19 protein-coding genes, 5 tRNA genes and 1 other RNA gene are annotated in these 18,365 nt (G+C 55.5%); 20 read left to right on the forward strand and 5 right to left on the reverse strand.

Annotated elements, in window-relative coordinates:
• The first annotated feature begins 200 nt into the window (after positions 1 to 200).
• From cydA to pnuC, 19 genes are all read left to right on the forward strand, one after another.
• Positions 201 to 1,769 carry a cytochrome ubiquinol oxidase subunit I gene (gene cydA / locus KOSB73_RS11190; RefSeq protein ID WP_004133409.1) on the forward strand — a complete coding sequence of 523 codons (1,569 nt, stop codon included), beginning with the start codon at positions 201 to 203 and terminating at the stop codon, positions 1,767 to 1,769.
• 15 nt (positions 1,770 to 1,784) lie between these two features.
• Entirely contained in the window at positions 1,785 to 2,924 is a 1,140-nt protein-coding gene (gene cydB, locus KOSB73_RS11195) for a cytochrome d ubiquinol oxidase subunit II (protein WP_098140511.1), read from the forward strand.
• Between the two features lie 15 nt (positions 2,925 to 2,939).
• On the forward strand, positions 2,940 to 3,053 hold the full coding sequence (gene cydX, locus KOSB73_RS11200) for a cytochrome bd-I oxidase subunit CydX (protein ID WP_004100325.1): 114 nt from the start codon (positions 2,940 to 2,942) through the stop codon (positions 3,051 to 3,053).
• The gene (gene ybgE, locus KOSB73_RS11205; protein WP_004100327.1) at positions 3,053 to 3,343 is read left to right on the forward strand and encodes a cyd operon protein YbgE; all 291 of its coding nucleotides are present in this window, start codon (positions 3,053 to 3,055) and stop codon (positions 3,341 to 3,343) included. Before cydX ends, ybgE begins: the two co-directional genes overlap by 1 nt.
• A gap of 149 nt (positions 3,344 to 3,492) precedes the next feature.
• Positions 3,493 to 3,897 (forward strand): tol-pal system-associated acyl-CoA thioesterase, encoded by a 405-nt coding sequence (ybgC, locus tag KOSB73_RS11210; protein ID WP_004130578.1) that lies wholly within the window; start codon positions 3,493 to 3,495, stop codon positions 3,895 to 3,897.
• Positions 3,894 to 4,586 (forward strand): Tol-Pal system protein TolQ, encoded by a 693-nt coding sequence (gene tolQ, locus KOSB73_RS11215; protein WP_004100332.1) that lies wholly within the window; start codon positions 3,894 to 3,896, stop codon positions 4,584 to 4,586. Before ybgC ends, tolQ begins: the two co-directional genes overlap by 4 nt.
• A gap of 3 nt (positions 4,587 to 4,589) precedes the next feature.
• Positions 4,590 to 5,018: a colicin uptake protein TolR gene (gene tolR, locus KOSB73_RS11220; RefSeq protein WP_004130580.1), complete on the forward strand. Its 429-nt coding sequence runs from the start codon at positions 4,590 to 4,592 to the stop codon at positions 5,016 to 5,018.
• A gap of 105 nt (positions 5,019 to 5,123) precedes the next feature.
• Entirely contained in the window at positions 5,124 to 6,449 is a 1,326-nt protein-coding gene (gene tolA / locus KOSB73_RS11225) for a cell envelope integrity protein TolA (RefSeq protein ID WP_064410937.1), read from the forward strand.
• A gap of 128 nt (positions 6,450 to 6,577) precedes the next feature.
• Complete coding sequence (gene tolB / locus KOSB73_RS11230) at positions 6,578 to 7,870, forward strand: Tol-Pal system beta propeller repeat protein TolB (protein ID WP_004133400.1); 1,293 nt, start codon at positions 6,578 to 6,580, stop codon at positions 7,868 to 7,870.
• Between the two features lie 34 nt (positions 7,871 to 7,904).
• Positions 7,905 to 8,429, forward strand: coding sequence for a peptidoglycan-associated lipoprotein Pal (gene pal, locus KOSB73_RS11235; protein WP_004100337.1), 525 nt, complete (start codon positions 7,905 to 7,907; stop codon positions 8,427 to 8,429).
• Between the two features lie 9 nt (positions 8,430 to 8,438).
• Positions 8,439 to 9,224, forward strand: coding sequence for a cell division protein CpoB (cpoB, locus tag KOSB73_RS11240; RefSeq protein ID WP_004133399.1), 786 nt, complete (start codon positions 8,439 to 8,441; stop codon positions 9,222 to 9,224).
• Positions 9,225 to 9,386: 162 nt separating this feature from the next.
• Positions 9,387 to 9,462 (forward strand) — tRNA-Lys (locus tag KOSB73_RS11245).
• Positions 9,463 to 9,488: 26 nt separating this feature from the next.
• A tRNA-Val gene (locus tag KOSB73_RS11250) sits at positions 9,489 to 9,564 on the forward strand.
• 3 nt (positions 9,565 to 9,567) lie between these two features.
• Positions 9,568 to 9,643, forward strand: a tRNA-Lys gene (locus tag KOSB73_RS11255).
• Positions 9,644 to 9,787: 144 nt separating this feature from the next.
• Positions 9,788 to 9,863, forward strand: a tRNA-Lys gene (locus tag KOSB73_RS11260).
• Between the two features lie 35 nt (positions 9,864 to 9,898).
• Positions 9,899 to 9,974, forward strand: a tRNA-Lys gene (locus tag KOSB73_RS11265).
• Between the two features lie 29 nt (positions 9,975 to 10,003).
• A non-coding RNA gene (locus KOSB73_RS11270) (RtT sRNA) lies at positions 10,004 to 10,129 on the forward strand.
• A 301-nt stretch (positions 10,130 to 10,430) separates the two neighbouring features.
• Complete coding sequence (nadA, locus tag KOSB73_RS11275) at positions 10,431 to 11,474, forward strand: quinolinate synthase NadA (protein ID WP_024358773.1); 1,044 nt, start codon at positions 10,431 to 10,433, stop codon at positions 11,472 to 11,474.
• Between the two features lie 35 nt (positions 11,475 to 11,509).
• Positions 11,510 to 12,229 (forward strand): nicotinamide riboside transporter PnuC, encoded by a 720-nt coding sequence (gene pnuC, locus KOSB73_RS11280; RefSeq protein WP_049086250.1) that lies wholly within the window; start codon positions 11,510 to 11,512, stop codon positions 12,227 to 12,229.
• Here pnuC and zitB read toward each other — a convergent pair.
• Positions 12,226 to 13,170: a CDF family zinc transporter ZitB gene (gene zitB / locus KOSB73_RS11285; protein ID WP_098140512.1), complete on the reverse strand. Its 945-nt coding sequence runs from the start codon at positions 13,168 to 13,170 to the stop codon at positions 12,226 to 12,228. The two genes, pnuC and zitB, sit on opposite strands and share 4 nt — an antisense overlap.
• Before the next feature lie 118 nt (positions 13,171 to 13,288).
• A complete protein-coding gene (locus KOSB73_RS11290) occupies positions 13,289 to 13,660 on the reverse strand; it encodes a YbgS-like family protein (RefSeq protein WP_004135000.1) in 372 nt (123 codons plus the stop codon).
• A 315-nt stretch (positions 13,661 to 13,975) separates the two neighbouring features.
• Here KOSB73_RS11290 and aroG point away from each other — a divergent pair, with 315 nt between their 5' ends.
• Positions 13,976 to 15,028, forward strand: coding sequence for a 3-deoxy-7-phosphoheptulonate synthase AroG (gene aroG / locus KOSB73_RS11295; RefSeq protein WP_004134998.1), 1,053 nt, complete (start codon positions 13,976 to 13,978; stop codon positions 15,026 to 15,028).
• A 69-nt stretch (positions 15,029 to 15,097) separates the two neighbouring features.
• On the opposite strand, the gene gpmA is transcribed toward aroG, so the two are convergent.
• The 3 genes from gpmA to galK form a co-directional block, all read right to left on the reverse strand.
• The gene (gpmA, locus tag KOSB73_RS11300) at positions 15,098 to 15,850 is read right to left on the reverse strand and encodes a 2,3-diphosphoglycerate-dependent phosphoglycerate mutase (RefSeq protein WP_004100351.1); all 753 of its coding nucleotides are present in this window, start codon (positions 15,848 to 15,850) and stop codon (positions 15,098 to 15,100) included.
• Between the two features lie 328 nt (positions 15,851 to 16,178).
• Complete coding sequence (gene galM / locus KOSB73_RS11305; protein WP_004134996.1) at positions 16,179 to 17,222, reverse strand: galactose-1-epimerase; 1,044 nt, start codon at positions 17,220 to 17,222, stop codon at positions 16,179 to 16,181.
• Complete coding sequence (gene galK / locus KOSB73_RS11310; RefSeq protein ID WP_024360164.1) at positions 17,216 to 18,364, reverse strand: galactokinase; 1,149 nt, start codon at positions 18,362 to 18,364, stop codon at positions 17,216 to 17,218. Before galK ends, galM begins: the two co-directional genes overlap by 7 nt.
• Position 18,365 lies beyond the last annotated feature (1 nt).

Below are 18,365 nucleotides of genomic sequence, written 5' to 3' on the forward strand. Positions count from 1 at the left end.
GGGTTTTGCAGCGTAATATAATCACGGGATCAATTTGGGTGTTTTGTTAACATGTTTGTAACTTTTCAGTACCTCCGCATTCTTGAAAGAGAAAACGGGCGTAGTGAGAAGAAGCAAATAAATTTGTATTGGGGCATGCGTGTGACCCTTTCTAACGGGGTTCACTCTCGGAGTCTTCATGCGATGAGCAAGGAGTCATGATGTTAGATATAGTCGAACTGTCGCGCTTACAGTTTGCCTTGACCGCGATGTACCACTTCCTGTTTGTGCCACTGACGCTAGGTATGGCGTTCCTGCTGGCCATCATGGAAACGGTCTACGTCCTTTCCGGCAAACAGATTTATAAAGATATGACCAAGTTCTGGGGCAAGTTGTTTGGTATCAACTTTGCGCTGGGTGTGGCAACCGGTCTGACCATGGAGTTCCAGTTCGGGACTAACTGGTCTTACTACTCTCACTACGTGGGCGATATCTTCGGTGCGCCGCTGGCCATTGAAGGTTTGATGGCCTTCTTCCTCGAATCTACCTTTGTAGGTCTGTTCTTCTTCGGTTGGGATCGTCTGGGCAAAGTTCAGCACATGGCCGTTACCTGGCTGGTGGCGCTGGGCTCCAACCTGTCGGCTCTATGGATCCTTGTCGCTAACGGCTGGATGCAGAACCCGATTGCGTCGGACTTCAACTTTGAAACCATGCGTATGGAGATGGTCAGCTTCTCCGAGCTGGTTCTGAACCCGGTCGCTCAGGTTAAGTTCGTTCACACCGTGGCGTCAGGCTACGTGACCGGCGCGATGTTCATTCTTGCCATCAGCTCCTGGTATATGCTCAAAGGCCGCGACTTTGCTTTCGCCAAGCGCTCCTTCGCTATCGCAGCCAGCTTCGGTATGGCGGCGATTCTCTCCGTTATTGTTCTCGGTGATGAATCCGGCTACGAAATGGGCGACGTGCAGAAAACCAAATTGGCGGCTATCGAAGCGGAATGGGAAACTCAGCCTGCTCCGGCGGCCTTTACCCTGTTTGGTATTCCTGACCAGAAGGCGCAGGAGAACCGCTTCGCGATTCAAATCCCTTTCGCGTTGGGCATTATTGCGACTCGCTCCGTGGATAAACAGGTTACCGGCCTGAAAGACCTGATGGTTCAGCACGAAGAGCGTATTCGTAACGGGATGAAAGCGTACGCGCTGCTGGAGCAATTGCGTGCCGGTTCAACCGACCAGGCCGTTCGCGATCGGTTTAACGACGTGAAGAAGGATCTTGGCTACGGTCTGCTGCTAAAACGCTATACCGACAACGTTTCTGACGCGACGGAAGAGCAGATTGCGCTGGCGACCAAGGACTCTATTCCTGCCGTTGCGCCGCTGTACTTCGCCTTCCGTATCATGGTGGCGTGCGGCGTGCTGATGCTGTTGATTATCGGCGCTTCCTTCTGGAGCGTGATTCGCAACCGCATTGGTGAGAAAAAATGGCTGCTGCGCGCTGCGTTTTATGGTCTGCCGCTGCCGTGGATTGCCGTTGAATCCGGCTGGTTTGTCGCCGAATATGGTCGCCAGCCGTGGGCTATCGGTGAGGTGCTGCCAACGGCTGTCGCGAACTCGTCGCTGACCGCAGGCGACCTGATCTTCTCAATGGTGCTGATCTGTGGCCTGTACACGCTGTTCCTGGTGGCTGAACTGTTCCTCATGTTCAAGTTTGCCCGTAAAGGACCAAGCAGCCTGAAAACCGGTCGCTATCACTTTGAACAGTCCTCTGCGGCTATTCAGTCGGCACGCTAAGACAGGAGTCGTCAAATGATCGATTATGAAGTATTGCGTTTTATCTGGTGGCTGCTGATTGGCATTCTGCTCATTGGTTTTGCTGTCGCCGATGGCTTCGACATGGGGGTGGGGATGCTCACCCGTTTCCTCGGTCGTAACGACACCGAGCGTCGAATTATGATCAACGCCATCGCCCCGCACTGGGATGGAAACCAGGTGTGGCTGATCACCGCCGGCGGCGCGCTGTTTGCCGCCTGGCCGATGGTCTATGCCGCCGCGTTTTCCGGCTTCTATGTGGCAATGATCCTGGTGCTGGCGTCGTTATTCTTCCGCCCGGTAGGTTTCGACTACCGCTCGAAGATTGAGGACAACCGCTGGCGCAACATGTGGGACTGGGGCATCTTCGTCGGCAGCTTCGTGCCGCCGCTGGTGATTGGCGTGGCGTTCGGTAACCTGCTGCAGGGCGTTCCGTTCCACGTTGATGAATATCTGCGCCTGTACTACACCGGCAACTTCTTCCAGCTGCTGAATCCGTTTGGCCTGCTGACCGGTATTGTCAGTGTGGCGATGATCCTGACGCAGGGCGCGACCTACCTGCAGATGCGTACCGTGGGTGAACTGCACCTGCGCACCCGCTCCGTTTCTACGGTGGCGGCGCTGGTGACGCTGATCGGCTTCGCACTGGCGGGCGTTTGGGTCTACTACGGCATCGACGGTTATGTGGTGAAATCGGTGATGGATCATACCGGTCCGTCTAACCCGCTGACCAAAGAAGTGGCTCGTGAGGCCGGTGCGTGGATGGTGAACTTTAATAACATGCCGGCGCTGTGGGCGATTCCTGCCCTGGGCGTGGCGCTGCCGCTGCTGACCGTCATCTCGACCAAAGCGGACAAAGGCGCGTGGGCGTTTCTGTTCTCCTCGTTGACGCTGGCGTGCATCATTCTGACTGCCGGTATCGCCATGTTCCCATTCATTATGCCGTCAAGCACGGCGATGAACGCGAGCCTGACCATGTGGGACGCGACCTCCAGCCAGCTGACGCTGAACGTGATGACTTACGTAGCGATTGTCTTCGTACCGATTATTCTGGCCTACACCACCTGGTGTTACTGGAAAATGTTCGGTCGCATTACGCGCGAAGACATCGAAAAGAACACCCATTCGCTGTACTAAGGTAAGGAGCTATATATGTGGTATTTCGCATGGATTTTGGGAACGCTTCTTGCTTGTGCCTTTGGGGTGATTACCGCGCTGGCGCTCGAGCACGTGGAAGCGACCAAAGCAGGTAAAGAAGAACACTGATGAGTATTATCGCTACTCTGTATGCGATAATGGACAAGCGCCCGTTAAGGGCGCTTTCCTTATTGATGGCGCTGGCTTTGGCGGGCTGCATCTTCTGGGATCCGTCGCGCTTTGCGGCCAAAACCAGCGAGCTGGAAATCTGGCACGGTTTCCTGCTGATGTGGGCGGTTTGTACCGGCGTTATCCACGGCGTGGGCTTCCGTCCGCGCGCCATTCACTGGCAGGGAATTTTTTGTCCGCTTATCGCTGATATTGTGCTCGTTTTAGGCCTGTTCTTTTTCTTCTTTTGAATAAGAAATCTCTGTTAACCATATGGGCTTGCATAAGCCCATAAAAATTTACTCCTCGTTTACTTTCCCCCATTCCAAACCACGATTCCCGCGCGTATAGTAGCGAAGTTTGAAAGCACTAACCTTTTGTTGCATTACCGGGATGTAAAGTGAATACAACGCTGTTTCGATGGCCGGTTCGGGTCTATTACGAAGACACCGACGCCGGTGGTGTGGTTTACCACGCCAGCTACGTCGCTTTCTATGAAAGAGCACGCACAGAGATGCTGCGCCATCATCACTTCAGCCAACAGGTTTTGCTGGCTGAACGAGTTGCCTTTGTGGTTCGCAAAATGACTCTCGAGTATTTTGCGCCCGCCAGACTCGACGACATGCTCGAAATCCAGACGGAGATAACCGCAATGCGCGGTGCTACTCTGGTTTTCACGCAGCGAATCGTCAACGCCGAGAACGTCGTTTTGAATGAAGCTGAGGTTCTTATCGTGTGCGTTGATCCACTCTTAATGAAGCCTCGTGCGCTTCCCAAGTCTATTGTCGCGGAGTTTAAGCAGTGACTGAGATGAATATCCTTGATTTGTTCCTGAAGGCGAGCCTTCTGGTTAAACTTATCATGTTGATTTTAGTTTGTTTTTCTATCGCCTCCTGGGCCATCATTATTCAGAGAACGCGTATCCTCAACTCGGCGTCACGTGAAGCCGAAGCGTTTGAAGATAAATTCTGGTCCGGTATCGAGCTTTCTCGCCTGTATCAGGAAAGCCAGGGCCGTCGCGATAATCTGACCGGTTCGGAACAAATTTTCTACAGCGGTTTCAAAGAGTTTGCCCGTCTGCATCGTGCGAACAGCCACGCGCCGGAAGCGATTGTCGAAGGGGCATCGCGCGCGATGCGTATTTCGATGAACCGCGAGCTGGAATCCCTGGAGACCCACATCCCGTTCCTCGGTACGGTCGGCTCTATCAGTCCGTATATCGGTCTGTTCGGCACCGTTTGGGGGATCATGCACGCCTTTATCGCGCTGGGCGCGGTAAAACAAGCGACGCTGCAAATGGTGGCGCCGGGTATCGCAGAAGCGCTCATCGCGACGGCTATCGGCCTATTTGCCGCTATCCCAGCGGTTATGGCCTATAACCGTCTGAACCAGCGCGTGAACAAACTTGAGCTGAACTACGACAACTTTATGGAAGAGTTCACCGCTATTCTGCACCGTCAGGCGTTTACCAGCAGCGAAAGCAATAAGGGGTAAGCCATGGCCAGAGCACGTGGACGCGGGCGTCGCGAACTGAAGTCCGAGATCAACATCGTTCCGCTGCTGGATGTCCTGTTGGTGCTGCTGCTGATCTTTATGGCGACAGCGCCGATCATTACGCAGAGCGTAGAGGTCGACCTACCGGACGCAACGGAATCGCAGGCGGTGAAAAGCAATGATGAGCCGCCGGTGATCGTTGAAGTTTCCGGCGTCGGGCAGTACAGCGTGAAAGTTGGCCCGGAAACGCTATCGCAGCTGCCGCCGGAACAGGTTATTGCGGAAGCCAGGCGTCGACTTGAGGCGAATGAGAAAACGGTGTTCCTGATCGGCGGCGCTAAAGAGGTGCCATACGATGAGATTATTAAAGCGCTTAACCTGTTGCATAGCGCAGGGGTTAAATCGGTTGGCTTGATGACCAAGCCGATCTAATCGCTCGCAATATGCACGCCCGTCAGCATGTCGGCTTTGGGACAACAGCGTCCCGCGGCGGACGTCGTATAACGGGAACAGGCGAACAGTTTTTGGGAACCGATAGTGTCAAAGGCAACCGAACAAAACGACAAGCTTAAACGAGCGATCATAGTATCAGTCGCGCTGCACATCGTATTGATAGCGCTGCTGATCTGGAGTTCGTTTGACGAGCATCTGGATGCTTCTGCCGGCGGCGGCGGGGGGTCCTCTATCGATGCGGTAATGGTCGATCCGGGGGCGGTTGTGAAGAATTATGACCGCCAACAGCAGCAGCAGGCCAGCGCCCGTCGCGCTGCCGAGCAGCGTGAAAAGCAGGCTCAGCAGCAGGCGGAAGAGCTACGTGAAAAACAGGCCGCCGAGCAGGAACGGCTGAAACAGCTGGAACAGGATCGTCTGCAGGCGCAGGAAGCGGCTAAAGAGGCGAAAGAGCAGCAGAAACAGGCGGAAGAAGCCGCGGCGAAAGCCGCCGCAGCGGCCAAAGCCAAAGCGGACGCACAGGCGAAAGAGGCGCAGGAAGCTGCCGCCAAAGCCGCCGCTGACGCGAAAGCGAAGGCCGATGCTCAGGCGAAAGCCGCCGAAGCGGCCGCGGCGAAAGCGGCGGCGGATGCGAAGAAACAGGCAGAAGCGGAAGCCGCGAAAGCGGCTGCGGACGCGCAGAAGAAAGCCGAAGCCGATGCGGCGAAGAAAGCTCAGCAGGAAGCTGAGAAGAAAGCGCAGCAGCAGGCAGAGAAAAAAGCGCAGCAGGAAGCGGCGAAACAGGCCGCTGCAGAAAAAGCGGCCGCCGAAAAAGCGGCAGAAAAAGCCGCCGCGCAGAAAGCCGCTGCCGAGAAAGCGGCAGCCGACAAAGCCGCCGCTGCGGAAAAAGCCGCCGCCGAGAAAGCCGCGGCAGCTAAAGCCGCAGCAGCAGAGAAGGCCGCCGCGGACAAAGCGGCGAAAGCCGCCGCCGCTAAGGCCGCCGCCGCGAAGAAAGCCGCTGCGGCCAAAGAGGCCAACGGCGTTGACGATCTTCTCGGCGACCTGAGCTCCGGTAAGAATGCGCCGAAAGGTAATACCAGCGGTAGCGCTGGGGGCTCATCTCCTGCTAAAGGAAGTAAGCAGGGGCAGGGTGGGGCATCCCAGGCTGAGATTAACAGCTATATTTCACAGGTTCAGGCTGCGATTAAAGGTCATCTCTATGACTGGGATACCTATAAGGGTAAAACCTGTACTTTACGTGTGAATCTGGCTCAGGATGGAACGCTGTTAAGTGTGAAATCGGAAGGCGGCGATCCGGCGTTCTGTCAGCAAATGCTGGCGGCAACGAGCCGGATGACGAAGTTCCCTAAACCGCCGTCGCAGGCTGTTTATGAAACATTCAAAAATGCGCCACTGGACTTCAAACCTCAGTAATCGTTTTCCCCGTTTATGCGGGGAAAACAAACTTCGGTAGTCCCAGGGTTTTGGTAGTTTTGTGTATTTGAGTTTGTTAACATTCTGCTAAATTATCGTGGGCTTTCCGCCTGGATAAGGGAGATATGATGAAGCAGGCATTACGAGTAGCATTTGGTTTTTTAATGCTGTGGGCGGCAGTGCTGCACGCAGAAGTACGCATCGAGATTACCCAAGGGGTCGACTCGGCACGCCCAATCGGCGTTGTGCCGTTCCAGTGGGCGGGGCAGGGTGCTGCGCCGGAAGATGTGGGCGGTATCGTGGCGGCTGACCTGCGCAACAGCGGCAAGTTTAATCCGCTCGATCGCTCGCGTCTGCCTCAGCAGCCGGGCAGCGCTCAGGAAGTGCAGCCAGCGGCATGGTCTGCGCTGGGCGTTGACGCCGTCGTAGTGGGTCAGGTTACGCAAAACCCTGACGGCTCCTACAACGTGGCCTACCAGTTGGTTGATACCGGCGGCGCGCCGGGTACCGTGCTGGCGCAGAACTCATTTAAAGTCACAAAACAGTATCTGCGCTATGCCGCGCATGCTGCCAGCGACGCTGTATTTGAGAAGCTGACCGGCATCAAGGGCGCCTTCCGTACCCGTATCGCCTATGTGGTGCAGACCAACGGCGGCCAGTTCCCGTACGAACTGCGCGTATCCGACTACGATGGCTACAACCAGTTCCTCGTTCACCGCTCCACCCAGCCGCTGATGTCTCCGGCCTGGTCTCCGGACGGCGCGAAGCTGGCCTATGTAACCTTCGAAAGCGGTCGTTCTGCGCTGGTTGTGCAGACGCTGGCTAACGGCTCCGTTCGTCAGATTGCTTCGTTCCCGCAGCACAACGGCGCGCCGGCATTCTCGCCGGACGGCAGCAAACTGGCCTTCGCCCTGTCGAAAACCGGTAGCCTGAACCTGTACGTGATGGATCTGGGCTCTGGTCAGATTCGTCAGGTGACCAACGGTCGTAGCAACAACACCGAACCAAGCTGGTTCCCGGATAGCCAGAACCTGGCCTTTACCTCCGACCAGGCGGGTCGTCCGCAGGTGTATAAAGTCAATATTAACGGCGGTACGCCGCAGCGTATTACCTGGGAAGGTTCACAAAACCAGGACGCTGACGTGAGCGCTGATGGTAAAACTATGGTAATGGTAAGCTCGGCCGGCGGTCAGCAGCACATTGCCAAACAAGATCTGGAAGCGGGTGGTGTACAGGTTCTGTCATCAACGTTTTTAGATGAAACGCCAAGTCTGGCACCTAACGGCACTATGGTAATCTACAGCTCTTCTCAGGGGATGGGATCCGTGCTGAATCTGGTTTCTACAGATGGGCGTTTCAAAGCGCGTCTTCCGGCAACTGATGGACAGGTAAAATCACCTGCCTGGTCGCCGTATCTGTGATAATAAATAATTGATTATTAAAGGAATCAAAGAAATGCAACTGAACAAAGTGCTGAAAGGGCTGTTGATCGCTCTGCCGGTTATGGCAATCGCGGCATGTTCTTCTAACAAGAACGCCAGCAACGACCAGAGCGGTGAAGGCATGCTGGGTGCCGGCACTGGTATGGACGGTAACGCTAACGGCGGCAACATGTCTTCCGAAGAGCAGGCTCGTCTGCAGATGCAACAGCTGCAGCAGAACAATATCGTTTACTTCGATCTGGACAAATACGATATCCGTTCTGACTTCGCTGCAATGCTGGACGCGCACGCAAACTTCCTGCGTAGCAACCCGTCTTACAAAGTGACCGTAGAAGGTCATGCGGATGAGCGTGGTACGCCGGAATACAACATCGCTCTGGGTGAGCGTCGTGCTAACGCCGTTAAGATGTATCTGCAGGGCAAAGGTGTTTCTGCTGACCAGATCTCCATCGTTTCTTACGGTAAAGAAAAACCTGCAGTACTGGGCCACGACGAAGCGGCTTACGCCAAAAACCGTCGCGCCGTACTGGTTTACTAAGAGAATTGCATGAGCAGTAACTTCAGACATCATCTGTTGAGTCTGTCGTTACTGGTTGGCATAGCGGCCCCCTGGGCCGCTTTTGCTCAGGCGCCAATCAGTAGTGTCGGCTCAGGCTCGGTCGAAGACCGCGTCACTCAACTCGAGCGTATTTCCAATGCGCACAGCCAGCTTTTAACCCAACTCCAGCAGCAACTCTCCGATAATCAGTCCGATATTGATTCCCTGCGCGGTCAAATTCAGGAAAGCCAGTATCAGCTGAATCAGGTTGTTGAGCGCCAGAAGCAGATCCTGCTGCAGATCGATGGTCTGAGCAGCGGCGGCGGCGCAACGGGTGCGCAAACCCAGACCTCAGCGGGCGATCAGGGGGCTGCGGCTAGCGCGCCGGCGGCTTCGTCAGGCGCTCCGGCGTCAACCGGCGATGCCAACACCGATTACAACGCGGCTATTGCGCTGGTGAAGGATCCTTCCCGCCAGGACGACGCCATGGCGGCTTTCCAGAACTTCGTCAAAAAGTATCCTGATTCAACCTACCAGCCGAACGCCAACTACTGGCTCGGTCAGCTGAATTACAACAAGGGTAAAAAAGACGATGCGGCGTACTATTTCGCTTCCGTGGTGAAAAACTACCCTAAATCCCCGAAGGCGCCCGATGCGATGTTTAAAGTCGGCGTTATCATGCAGGACAAAGGCGATACCGCAAAAGCGAAGGCGGTTTACCAGCAGGTGGTCAGTAAATTTCCTGGCACCGATGGGGCCAAACAAGCGCAAAAACGCCTTAACGCACTCGGATGATTATGGCATGACCAGAAATCGCATCATTTCTGGTCTTGTCGCATGAATCCTAAGCAGTTAAGCAATCTTTATCTAAATTGTTGTTGCGCTGAATTCTTAAATCAGTAATATATGCCGCCGTTGCCAAGGGATATCGAATAAGCCCAAAGCGGCAAAAATAGTGGGTCGTTAGCTCAGTTGGTAGAGCAGTTGACTTTTAATCAATTGGTCGCAGGTTCGAATCCTGCACGACCCACCACTAAAAGATGTATCCAGCGCTGTATCGGGTGATTAGCTCAGCTGGGAGAGCACCTCCCTTACAAGGAGGGGGTCGGCGGTTCGATCCCGTCATCACCCACCACTCGGGTCGTTAGCTCAGTTGGTAGAGCAGTTGACTTTTAATCAATTGGTCGCAGGTTCGAATCCTGCACGACCCACCAATTTAACATCGAACTCAGATGTTAAGCGTGAAGGATAACGTTGCGCCAGCAACGGCCCGTAGGGCGAGCGAAAGCGAGTCATCCTGCACGACCCACCAATTATAAATTGGTGACGAGTGAAGAATATTCAGGAAGTACCCGAGCGGGTCGTTAGCTCAGTTGGTAGAGCAGTTGACTTTTAATCAATTGGTCGCAGGTTCGAATCCTGCACGACCCACCATCCTGAATCGTTCCAGTTAGCAGTAAACCCGCAAGGGGTCGTTAGCTCAGTTGGTAGAGCAGTTGACTTTTAATCAATTGGTCGCAGGTTCGAATCCTGCACGACCCACCAATGTAAAAAAGCGCCCTAAAGGCGCTTTTTTGCTATCTGCGATATCCAAGATTCGAACCTGCCGCAGGTTTGAGTCGAACGAAGAGAGACAACGGAGCCGCCTGCGGCGACGGCCCGAAGGGCGAGCGAAGCGAGTCATCCTGCACGACCCACCAATGTAAAAATGGCGCTGGCGGCGCTTTTTTGCTATCCAGCCTTCGCTTAAATATTACAACTATCCCATACTGCGCTATTCCATCTTATCGTTGTGCGCACCCGTGCACGGGCCGGTAGCCCGGACAGATGCGCAGCATCGCCTCCGGGAAATGCTCCTGCTCCCTGAGGGGCAAAATTCCTCACGACATTTTCCGCACAATCGGCTATCTTGTTTAGCATATAAAACACTATGGCCGACTAATACCTCTCTGCAGGCATTATCACGGTCTGAAAGTTAAGCCAGCGAAACGAGACTGCAAGATGAGCGTAATGTTTGACCCGGAAGCGGCGATTTACCCTTTTCCTCCGAAGCCAATGCCGTTAAACCGCGATGAGAAGCACTTTTATCGTGAAAAAATTAAACGCCTGCTGCGCGAGCGCGATGCGGTGATGGTGGCTCATTACTACACCGACCCCGAAATCCAGCAACTGGCCGAAGAGACCGGCGGCTGTATCTCAGATTCCCTGGAGATGGCGCGCTTCGGCGCCCGACATTCCGCCTCAACGCTGCTGGTTGCCGGCGTGCGCTTTATGGGAGAAACGGCAAAAATCCTCAGTCCGGAAAAAACCATCCTGATGCCCACGCTGCATGCGGAGTGTTCGCTCGATCTGGGCTGTCCGATCGAGGCGTTTAGCACTTTCTGCGACGCTCATCCGGATCGTACGGTCGTGGTCTACGCCAATACTTCAGCGGCGGTCAAGGCGCGCGCCGATTGGGTTGTGACGTCGAGCATCGCCGTGGAACTCATTGAGCATCTTGATAGCTTGGGTGAAAAAATCATCTGGGCGCCGGACCGCCATTTAGGCAGCTATGTGCAAAAACAGACCGGCGCCGACGTGCTGTGCTGGCAGGGCGCCTGTATAGTTCATGATGAATTCAAAACTCAAGCGCTGGCAAGAATGAAGGCGCTTTATCCCCAGGCCGCGGTGCTGGTTCACCCGGAATCACCGCAGGCGATTGTTGATATGGCTGACGCGGTGGGGTCAACCAGCCAGTTGATCAATGCCGCTAAAACGCTGCCGCACACGCAGCTCATCGTCGCCACCGATCGCGGTATTTTCTACAAAATGCAGCAGGCGGTACCGGAAAAAGAGCTGCTGGAAGCGCCCACGGCAGGCGAAGGGGCAACCTGCCGGAGCTGCGCGCACTGTCCATGGATGGCGATGAACGGCCTGCAGGCGATTGCTGAAGCGCTGGAGAAGGGGGGCGCTGAACATGAAATTCATGTTGATGAGCAGCTGCGGACCGGGGCGCTGGTTCCGCTAAACAGAATGCTCGATTTTGCGGCTACACTTCGGGGATAGATCATTACTGCGTTACAGAACGCTCTGGGGATAAGATGGATTTTTTTAGTACGCAGAACATATTAGTGCATATACCAATTGGCGCCGGGGGATATGACCTGTCGTGGATTGAAGCGGTCGGCACCGTCGCTGGCCTGCTGTGCATCTGGCTGGCGAGCCTGGAGAAGATCGCTAACTATGCCTTCGGGCTGATCAACGTCACGCTGTTTGCCATTATCTTCTTTCAGATCCAGCTCTACGCCAGCCTTCTGCTGCAGATCTTTTTCTTCGCGGCCAACGTCTACGGCTGGTACGCCTGGTCGCGGCAAACCAGTGATAATCAGGCGGAACTGCAAATCCGCTGGCTACCGCTGCCGAAAGCGTTAGGCTGGCTGGCGGCCTGCGTGGTGGCGATTGGCCTGATGACGATATTTATTAACCCGGTGTTCGCGTTTTTGACGCGGATTGCCGTGGCGCTGATGCAAACCCTGGGCCTGCAGGTCGCCATGCCGGAGCTGCAGCCGGACGCCTTCCCGTTCTGGGACTCCTGCATGATGGTGCTCTCCGTCGTAGCGATGATTCTGATGACGCGCAAATATGTCGAAAACTGGCTGCTGTGGGTGATTATAAACGTCATTAGCGTGGTGATTTTCGCCCTGCAGGGCGTCTATGCGATGTCGCTCGAATACCTGCTGCTGACATTTATCGCGCTCAACGGCAGCCGTATGTGGATTAACAGCGCGCGTGAGCGCGGCTCTCACGCGTTTTCCCGTTAATGGTGGTGATGATGTCCATGCCCGGCGTGCGTCATGTTCAGACGGCACTCCGGGCCGCTACAGGGCTGATACTCCATCTGCACCGTAATATGTTCAATCTCATACTTATGCTCCAGGAAGTCGAGGATCCGGTCCAGAAGACCGTCGTGATCGTGCGGCGGTACCACCTGCACGTGCAGCGTCATCACCGTTTTTTCTCCTACCAGCCAGGCATGAACGTGGTGTACGTCGCGAACTTCCGGTATCGAGCGGCGCAAATCGCGTTTTAATGCGTCGACGTTAAGCGAACGCGGCGCGCCCTCCAGCAGTTCATTGACGCTCTCCTGCAGCAGACGCCAGGCGCTGCGCAGAACCAGGCACGACACCAGCACGGACAGAATAGGATCGATAGGCGTCCAGCCGGTGGTGAGGATCACTATCGCGGCAATAATGGCGCCAACCGAACCGAGCAAATCCCCCAGCACGTGCAGCGCGGCGGCGCGCACGTTGAGGTTGCGCTCCTCGCTGCCGCGATGCAGGATCCAGAAGGCCAGAATATTGGCCAGCAGCCCGGCAACGGCGATGATCACCATGGTTTTACCGGCAACCGGCTGCGGATGGTGAAAGCGCTGAATGGCCTCCCAGACGATCAAAATAGTAATGACCACTAAGGCGATGGCGTTGAGGAAGGCCGCAAGGGTAGTCAGGCGCAGCCAGCCAAAGGTGTGTTGGGCGTTGGGCGGGCGACTGGCGAAACGCACGGCCAGAAAGGCGAACAGCAGCGCCGCGGCGTCCGTCAGCATATGTCCGGCATCGGCCAGCAGCGCCAGCGAACCTGAAATGAGCCCGCCTGCGACCTCAATCAACATGAATCCGGCCGTGACGCAGAACGCCAGCAGCAGCCGACGGGCATTCTTATCTTCGGCGGATGGTGGAGAACGATGCGAGTGCGATTGCCCCATGGTGACATCCCTACATTATTATTTTGATGATTACTTTATGACATGATTCGCGTTTTGGGGTGAATAAAATGAAAAAAGGAGAGCCTTAGCTCTCCTTAACGCTGGCATCCCACCTTGATTACTGCGTGGTACCATCGGTTTTTGTCGCGTCTTCCTGGCCGACTTTTTTATCGGTATCCGGGCAGCGGCCATCCTTACACATTGAGTTCTTGTGCACTTCATCGCTCGACATCCCGTCATGGTTCATGGTCGAGCCGTTAGGGTGGAGCATTGTGCCGCCGGTATCAGTGGAACCGGAGTTGATCTTGCCGTTATCGACGTTGTTGGGCGCCACGTTTTCACGCGCGTCGGGGGCGACCTGACCCGCGTCTGCCGCTGAATTGGCCTGCCCGTTATTCGACTGCGCGCCGGTATCGGCAGCCAGCGCCGCGCCGCTGGCCAGACCCAGGGTTGCTGCGAGGAGAAGACTGGTTAGCTTGTTCATTTTCATTGGATGCTCCTGTTATGTCGATTTATCGCATTACCTCTTCCAACAGTGCATTTGCCGGAGGTTCTACTCGTTGTGGTTTAAGCTTCGGTATTAGCGAACGGCATTAATATATAATGCTGAATGCTAAAGAAAATTAAGTTCTAACAGTTAAAAATTATAGCTTGTGGCCATTATTCCGCGACTTTATGGCGTTTTTTAGCCCATTTCCAGGAATATTCTGCCGCTACTGTAAAATCATGTTTACACTTTTTGACCGAAGAGATAGATTGGAGGGATTGCAATTAACTAGATAAGTATGGCAACGCTGGAAATAAGATGAATTATCAGAACGACGATTTACGCATTAAAGAGATCAACGAATTATTACCTCCCGTTGCGCTCCTGGAAAAATTCCCTGCTACCGAAAATGCCGCCAATACCGTTGCGCATGCGCGCAAAGCGATCCACCAGATCCTGAAAGGTAACGACGATCGGCTGCTGGTGGTGATTGGCCCGTGCTCCATCCACGATCCGGCGGCGGCGAAAGAGTATGCCGAACGCCTGCTTAAGCTTCGCGAGGAGCTTAAAGGGGAGCTGGAAATCGTGATGCGCGTTTATTTTGAAAAACCGCGCACCACCGTGGGCTGGAAAGGGCTGATCAACGATCCGCATATGGATAATAGTTTCCGCATCAACGATGGCCTGCGGATCGCGCGTAAGCTGCTGCTGGACATTAACGACAGCGGTCTGCCTGCGGCCGGGGAGTTCCTCGATATGATCACCCCGCAGTATCTTGCCGACCTGATGAGCTGGGGCGCGATTGGCGCGCGTACCACTGAGTCACAGGTGCATCGCGAGCTCTCTTCCGGCCTCTCCTGTCCGGTAGGTTTTAAAAATGGCACTGATGGAACCATCAAAGTCGCGATTGACGCTATCAACGCCGCCGGCGCGCCGCACTGTTTCCTGTCGGTGACCAAATGGGGGCATTCGGCGATTGTGAATACCAGCGGTAATAGCGATTGCCATATTATCCTGCGCGGCGGTAAAGAGCCGAACTACAGCGCGCAGCACGTGGCCGAAGTGAAGGTCGGTCTGGCGAAAGCAGGCCTGCCCGCTCAGATCATGATCGATTTCAGCCACGCCAACTCCAGCAAGCAGTTTAAAAAGCAGATGGAGGTCGGCGCAGACGTATGCCAGCAGGTTGCCGGCGGCGAGCGGTCGATTATGGGCGTGATGATCGAAAGCCATCTGGTGGAAGGCAATCAGAGTCTCGACAGCGGCGAGCCGCTGGCCTACGGCAAAAGCATTACCGATGCCTGTATTGGCTGGGAAGATACCGATACGCTTCTTCGTCAGCTGGCGAATGCGGTAAAAGCGCGTCGCGGCTAAGCTTTACGCCGAGTCTCAAAATAAAAAAAAGCGTGGATAGCTCCACGCTTTTTTTACATCCCGCGAAAATTACTTCGCTTTACCCTGGTTGGCTACGGCCGCGGCTTTCGCGGCGATCTCGTCGGCGTTGCCCAGATAGTAATGTTTGATAGGCTTGAAGTTCTCGTCGAACTCATACACCAGCGGTACGCCGGTCGGGATGTTCAGTTCGAGGATCTCTGCTTCGCCCATATTGTCGAGGTATTTCACCAGCGCGCGCAGGGAGTTGCCGTGAGCGGCGATAATCACGCGCTCACCGCTTTTCAGACGCGGCAGAATCGTTTCGTTCCAGTACGGTACGACGCGGTCGATGGTCAGCGCCAGGCTCTCGGTCGTCGGCAGTTCTGCGTCGGTCAGTTTTGCGTAGCGCGGATCGTGGCCCGGATAGCGCTCGTCGTCTTTAGTCAACTCCGGCGGCGTTACCGCGAAGCCGCGACGCCACTGCTTAACCTGCTCATCACCATATTTTTCAGCGGTTTCCGCTTTGTTCAGACCCTGCAGCGCACCGTAGTGACGCTCGTTCAGTTTCCAGGATTTCTCAACCGGTAGCCAGGCCTGATCCAGTTCGTCCAGCACGTTCCACAAGGTGTGGATGGCGCGTTTCAGCACAGAGGTATAAGCAAAGTCGAAGCTGAAGCCTTCTTCTTTCAGCAGCTTACCGGCCGCTTTTGCTTCACCCACGCCTTTTTCAGACAGGTCAACGTCATACCAACCGGTGAAACGGTTTTCGTTGTTCCATTGGCTTTCGCCGTGACGAACGAGTACCAGCTTAGTTACAGCCATACACTTACTCCTCAATACACGTCATCCTTCGCGCCGCTTCCTCGTTGGCTACTTTTACTCACCCTGGCGACATAGTTGACTATGCTGCCAGGATTCGCTCATGTGCCGCCTTGATGCGACCCGAATGCGGTAGTGTATATATTTATTGATTGATAACTATTCTCATTATATTGCCGTGATTTACCTCACGGCAATGCTTATCCCTAACCATAGCGAAAATAGTCGCTCAGTGTAAGGTGCTTGTAAAACAGAGGTTATGTTTTTGTCTGTAAGTGGCGTAATTTTCAGCGAAAGGATAAAAAAAGCCCTCCATCGGGAGGGCGGGGGATTATTGCGCAATAAACTGATATTCCGTCAGGCTGACGTACTCTTCGCCGGGGCGCAGCACGCAATCCGGCTGCGGCCATTCCGGATGGTTTGGCGAATCCGGCAGAAACTCGCTCTCCAGGGCCAGGCCTTGCCAGTCGTCGTACGGCTGCGCCGTGCGCGACGGCGTACCGGCGAGATAGTTGCCGGAGTAGAACTGCAGGGCCGGCGCGGAGGTATAGACCGTCATCTGCAGCTTTTCATCCTGCGACCAGACGTGGGCCGCCGGGCTTTTGGCATCGCCCAGCGCCTGGAGCAGAAAGGCGTGGTCGTAACCTTTCACTTTCTGCTGGTCTTCATCGCGCAGGAAGTCGTCCGCCAGCACCTTCGGCGTGCGGAAATCGAAGCTGGTCAGGGTGACGTTTTGCAAATCGCCTCCCGGAATACCATCGCTCTCAACGGGCAGATACGCATCAGCAAAGATTTGCAGCTTATGGCTACGCACGTCGCTCTGCACGCCATCGAGGTTAAAATAGACGTGGTTGGTCAGGTTCACCGGGCACGGCTGGTCAACGGTGGCGCGATATTCGATGGCTATCCGGTTATCGTCGGTCAGGCGGTAGCGCGCCGTTGCCGTCAGATTACCGGGGAACCCCTGATCGCCATCGCGGGATGAGAGTGAAAACAGCGCGTGACGATCGTCGGCGCTGACAATCTGCCAGCGGCGCTTGTCAAAACCTTCCGGACCGCCGTGCAGCTGATGCCCCGCCTCGTTGGAAGGCGTCAGATTGACGGTGCGGCCATCAAGGGTAAAGCGGCTGTTGGCAATACGGTTAGCGTAACGGCCGACGGAGGCGCCGAGATAGGCGGCCTGTCGGGTATAGTCGCCAGGGTTCGCGCAGCCGAGCAGCGCTTCGCGTACGCTGCCGTCAGCCAGCGTCACGCGCGCGGAGAGCAGCGTCGCGCCCCAGTCCATCACCGTGACCGTCATGCCTGCGTCGTTACGCAGGGTGAGAAGATTCCACGGCTGGCCGTCCGGCGCCAGCTCCGTTGTTGGGTTTAGCATTGTCCAGCTCCCTGAGACGGTTTGCAGACGTAGAAGGTCTCTTTGATACCGGTTTTCGCTTCATACTCTTTGGCAACGGCCTGCTGTACGGTATCGACCAAATCTTCCGGCACCAGCGCAACGATACAGCCGCCGAAACCGCCGCCGGTCATGCGTACGCCGCCTTTATCGCCGATGGTCGCCTTGACGATGTCCACCAGGGTATCAATCTGTGGGACGGTGATTTCAAAATCATCGCGCATGGAAGCGTGAGATTCCGCCATCAGTTCGCCCATCCGCTGCAGGTCGCCTTTTTCCAGCGCGGCGGCGGCTTCTACGGTGCGCGCGTTCTCGGTCAGCACGTGGCGAACGCGTTTGGCGACCACCGGGTCAAGCTCGTGGGCGACGGCATTGAATTCTTGTAGAGTCACATCGCGCAGGGCGGGCTGCTGGAAGAAACGCGCGCCGGTCTCACACTGCTCGCGGCGGGTGTTGTACTCGCTGCCGACCAGGGTGCGCTTAAAGTTACTGTTGATAATCACTACCGCCACGCCTTTCGGCATCGACACCGCTTTCGTTCCTAAGGTGCGGCAGTCGATTAGCAGGGCATGATCTTTTTTACCGAGCGCGGAGATCAGCTGGTCCATAATGCCGCAGTTGCAGCCGACGAACTGGTTTTCCGCTTCCTGGCCGTTCAGCGCGATCTGCGCGCCGTCGAGCGGCAGATGGTACAGCTGCTGGAACACGGTGCCGACGGCGACTTCCAGCGAAGCCGAGGAGCTTAATCCGGCGCCCTGCGGCACGTTGCCGCTGATCACCAGATCTGCGCCGCCGAAAGCGTTATTCCGCTGCTGCAGGTGCTTAACCACGCCGCGAACATAGTTCGACCACTGCTGGGTATCGTGGCTGGTAATCGGCGAGTCGAGAGAGAATTCATCGGTCTGATTGGCGTAATCGGCGGCAATCACCCGCACGGTACGATCGTCGCGCGGCGCGCAGGCGATGACCGTCTGGTAATCAATGGCGCAGGGCAGTACGAACCCGTCGTTATAGTCGGTATGCTCGCCGATCAGGTTAACGCGGCCTGGGGCCTGGATAACATGGCTGGCCGGATAGCCAAATTTCTCAGCAAACAGGGCTTGGGTGTTCTCTTTCAGACTCATG

Origin of the sequence: Klebsiella grimontii, assembly GCF_900200035.1 — a bacterium.
GTDB classification, from domain to species: domain Bacteria; phylum Pseudomonadota; class Gammaproteobacteria; order Enterobacterales; family Enterobacteriaceae; genus Klebsiella; species Klebsiella grimontii.

Excerpts from the sequence above, each read along its gene's own strand:
- tolR (WP_004130580.1), top strand. The coding sequence starts at position 4,590 with ATGGCCAGAGCACGTGGACGCGGGCGTCGCGAACTGAAGTCCGAGATC.
- ybgE (WP_004100327.1), top strand. The coding sequence starts at position 3,053 with ATGAGTATTATCGCTACTCTGTATGCGATAATGGACAAGCGCCCGTTA.
- tolB (WP_004133400.1), top strand. The coding sequence starts at position 6,578 with ATGAAGCAGGCATTACGAGTAGCATTTGGTTTTTTAATGCTGTGGGCG.
- cydB (WP_098140511.1), top strand. The coding sequence starts at position 1,785 with ATGATCGATTATGAAGTATTGCGTTTTATCTGGTGGCTGCTGATTGGC.
- galM (WP_004134996.1), bottom strand. The coding sequence starts at position 17,222 with ATGCTAAACCCAACAACGGAGCTGGCGCCGGACGGCCAGCCGTGGAAT.
- pnuC (WP_049086250.1), top strand. The coding sequence starts at position 11,510 with ATGGATTTTTTTAGTACGCAGAACATATTAGTGCATATACCAATTGGC.
- aroG (WP_004134998.1), top strand. The coding sequence starts at position 13,976 with ATGAATTATCAGAACGACGATTTACGCATTAAAGAGATCAACGAATTA.
- cydX (WP_004100325.1), top strand. The coding sequence starts at position 2,940 with ATGTGGTATTTCGCATGGATTTTGGGAACGCTTCTTGCTTGTGCCTTT.
- gpmA (WP_004100351.1), bottom strand. The coding sequence starts at position 15,850 with ATGGCTGTAACTAAGCTGGTACTCGTTCGTCACGGCGAAAGCCAATGG.
- cpoB (WP_004133399.1), top strand. The coding sequence starts at position 8,439 with ATGAGCAGTAACTTCAGACATCATCTGTTGAGTCTGTCGTTACTGGTT.
- nadA (WP_024358773.1), top strand. The coding sequence starts at position 10,431 with ATGAGCGTAATGTTTGACCCGGAAGCGGCGATTTACCCTTTTCCTCCG.
- KOSB73_RS11290 (WP_004135000.1), bottom strand. The coding sequence starts at position 13,660 with ATGAAAATGAACAAGCTAACCAGTCTTCTCCTCGCAGCAACCCTGGGT.
- cydA (WP_004133409.1), top strand. The coding sequence starts at position 201 with ATGTTAGATATAGTCGAACTGTCGCGCTTACAGTTTGCCTTGACCGCG.
- zitB (WP_098140512.1), bottom strand. The coding sequence starts at position 13,170 with ATGGGGCAATCGCACTCGCATCGTTCTCCACCATCCGCCGAAGATAAG.
- pal (WP_004100337.1), top strand. The coding sequence starts at position 7,905 with ATGCAACTGAACAAAGTGCTGAAAGGGCTGTTGATCGCTCTGCCGGTT.
- galK (WP_024360164.1), bottom strand. The coding sequence starts at position 18,364 with ATGAGTCTGAAAGAGAACACCCAAGCCCTGTTTGCTGAGAAATTTGGC.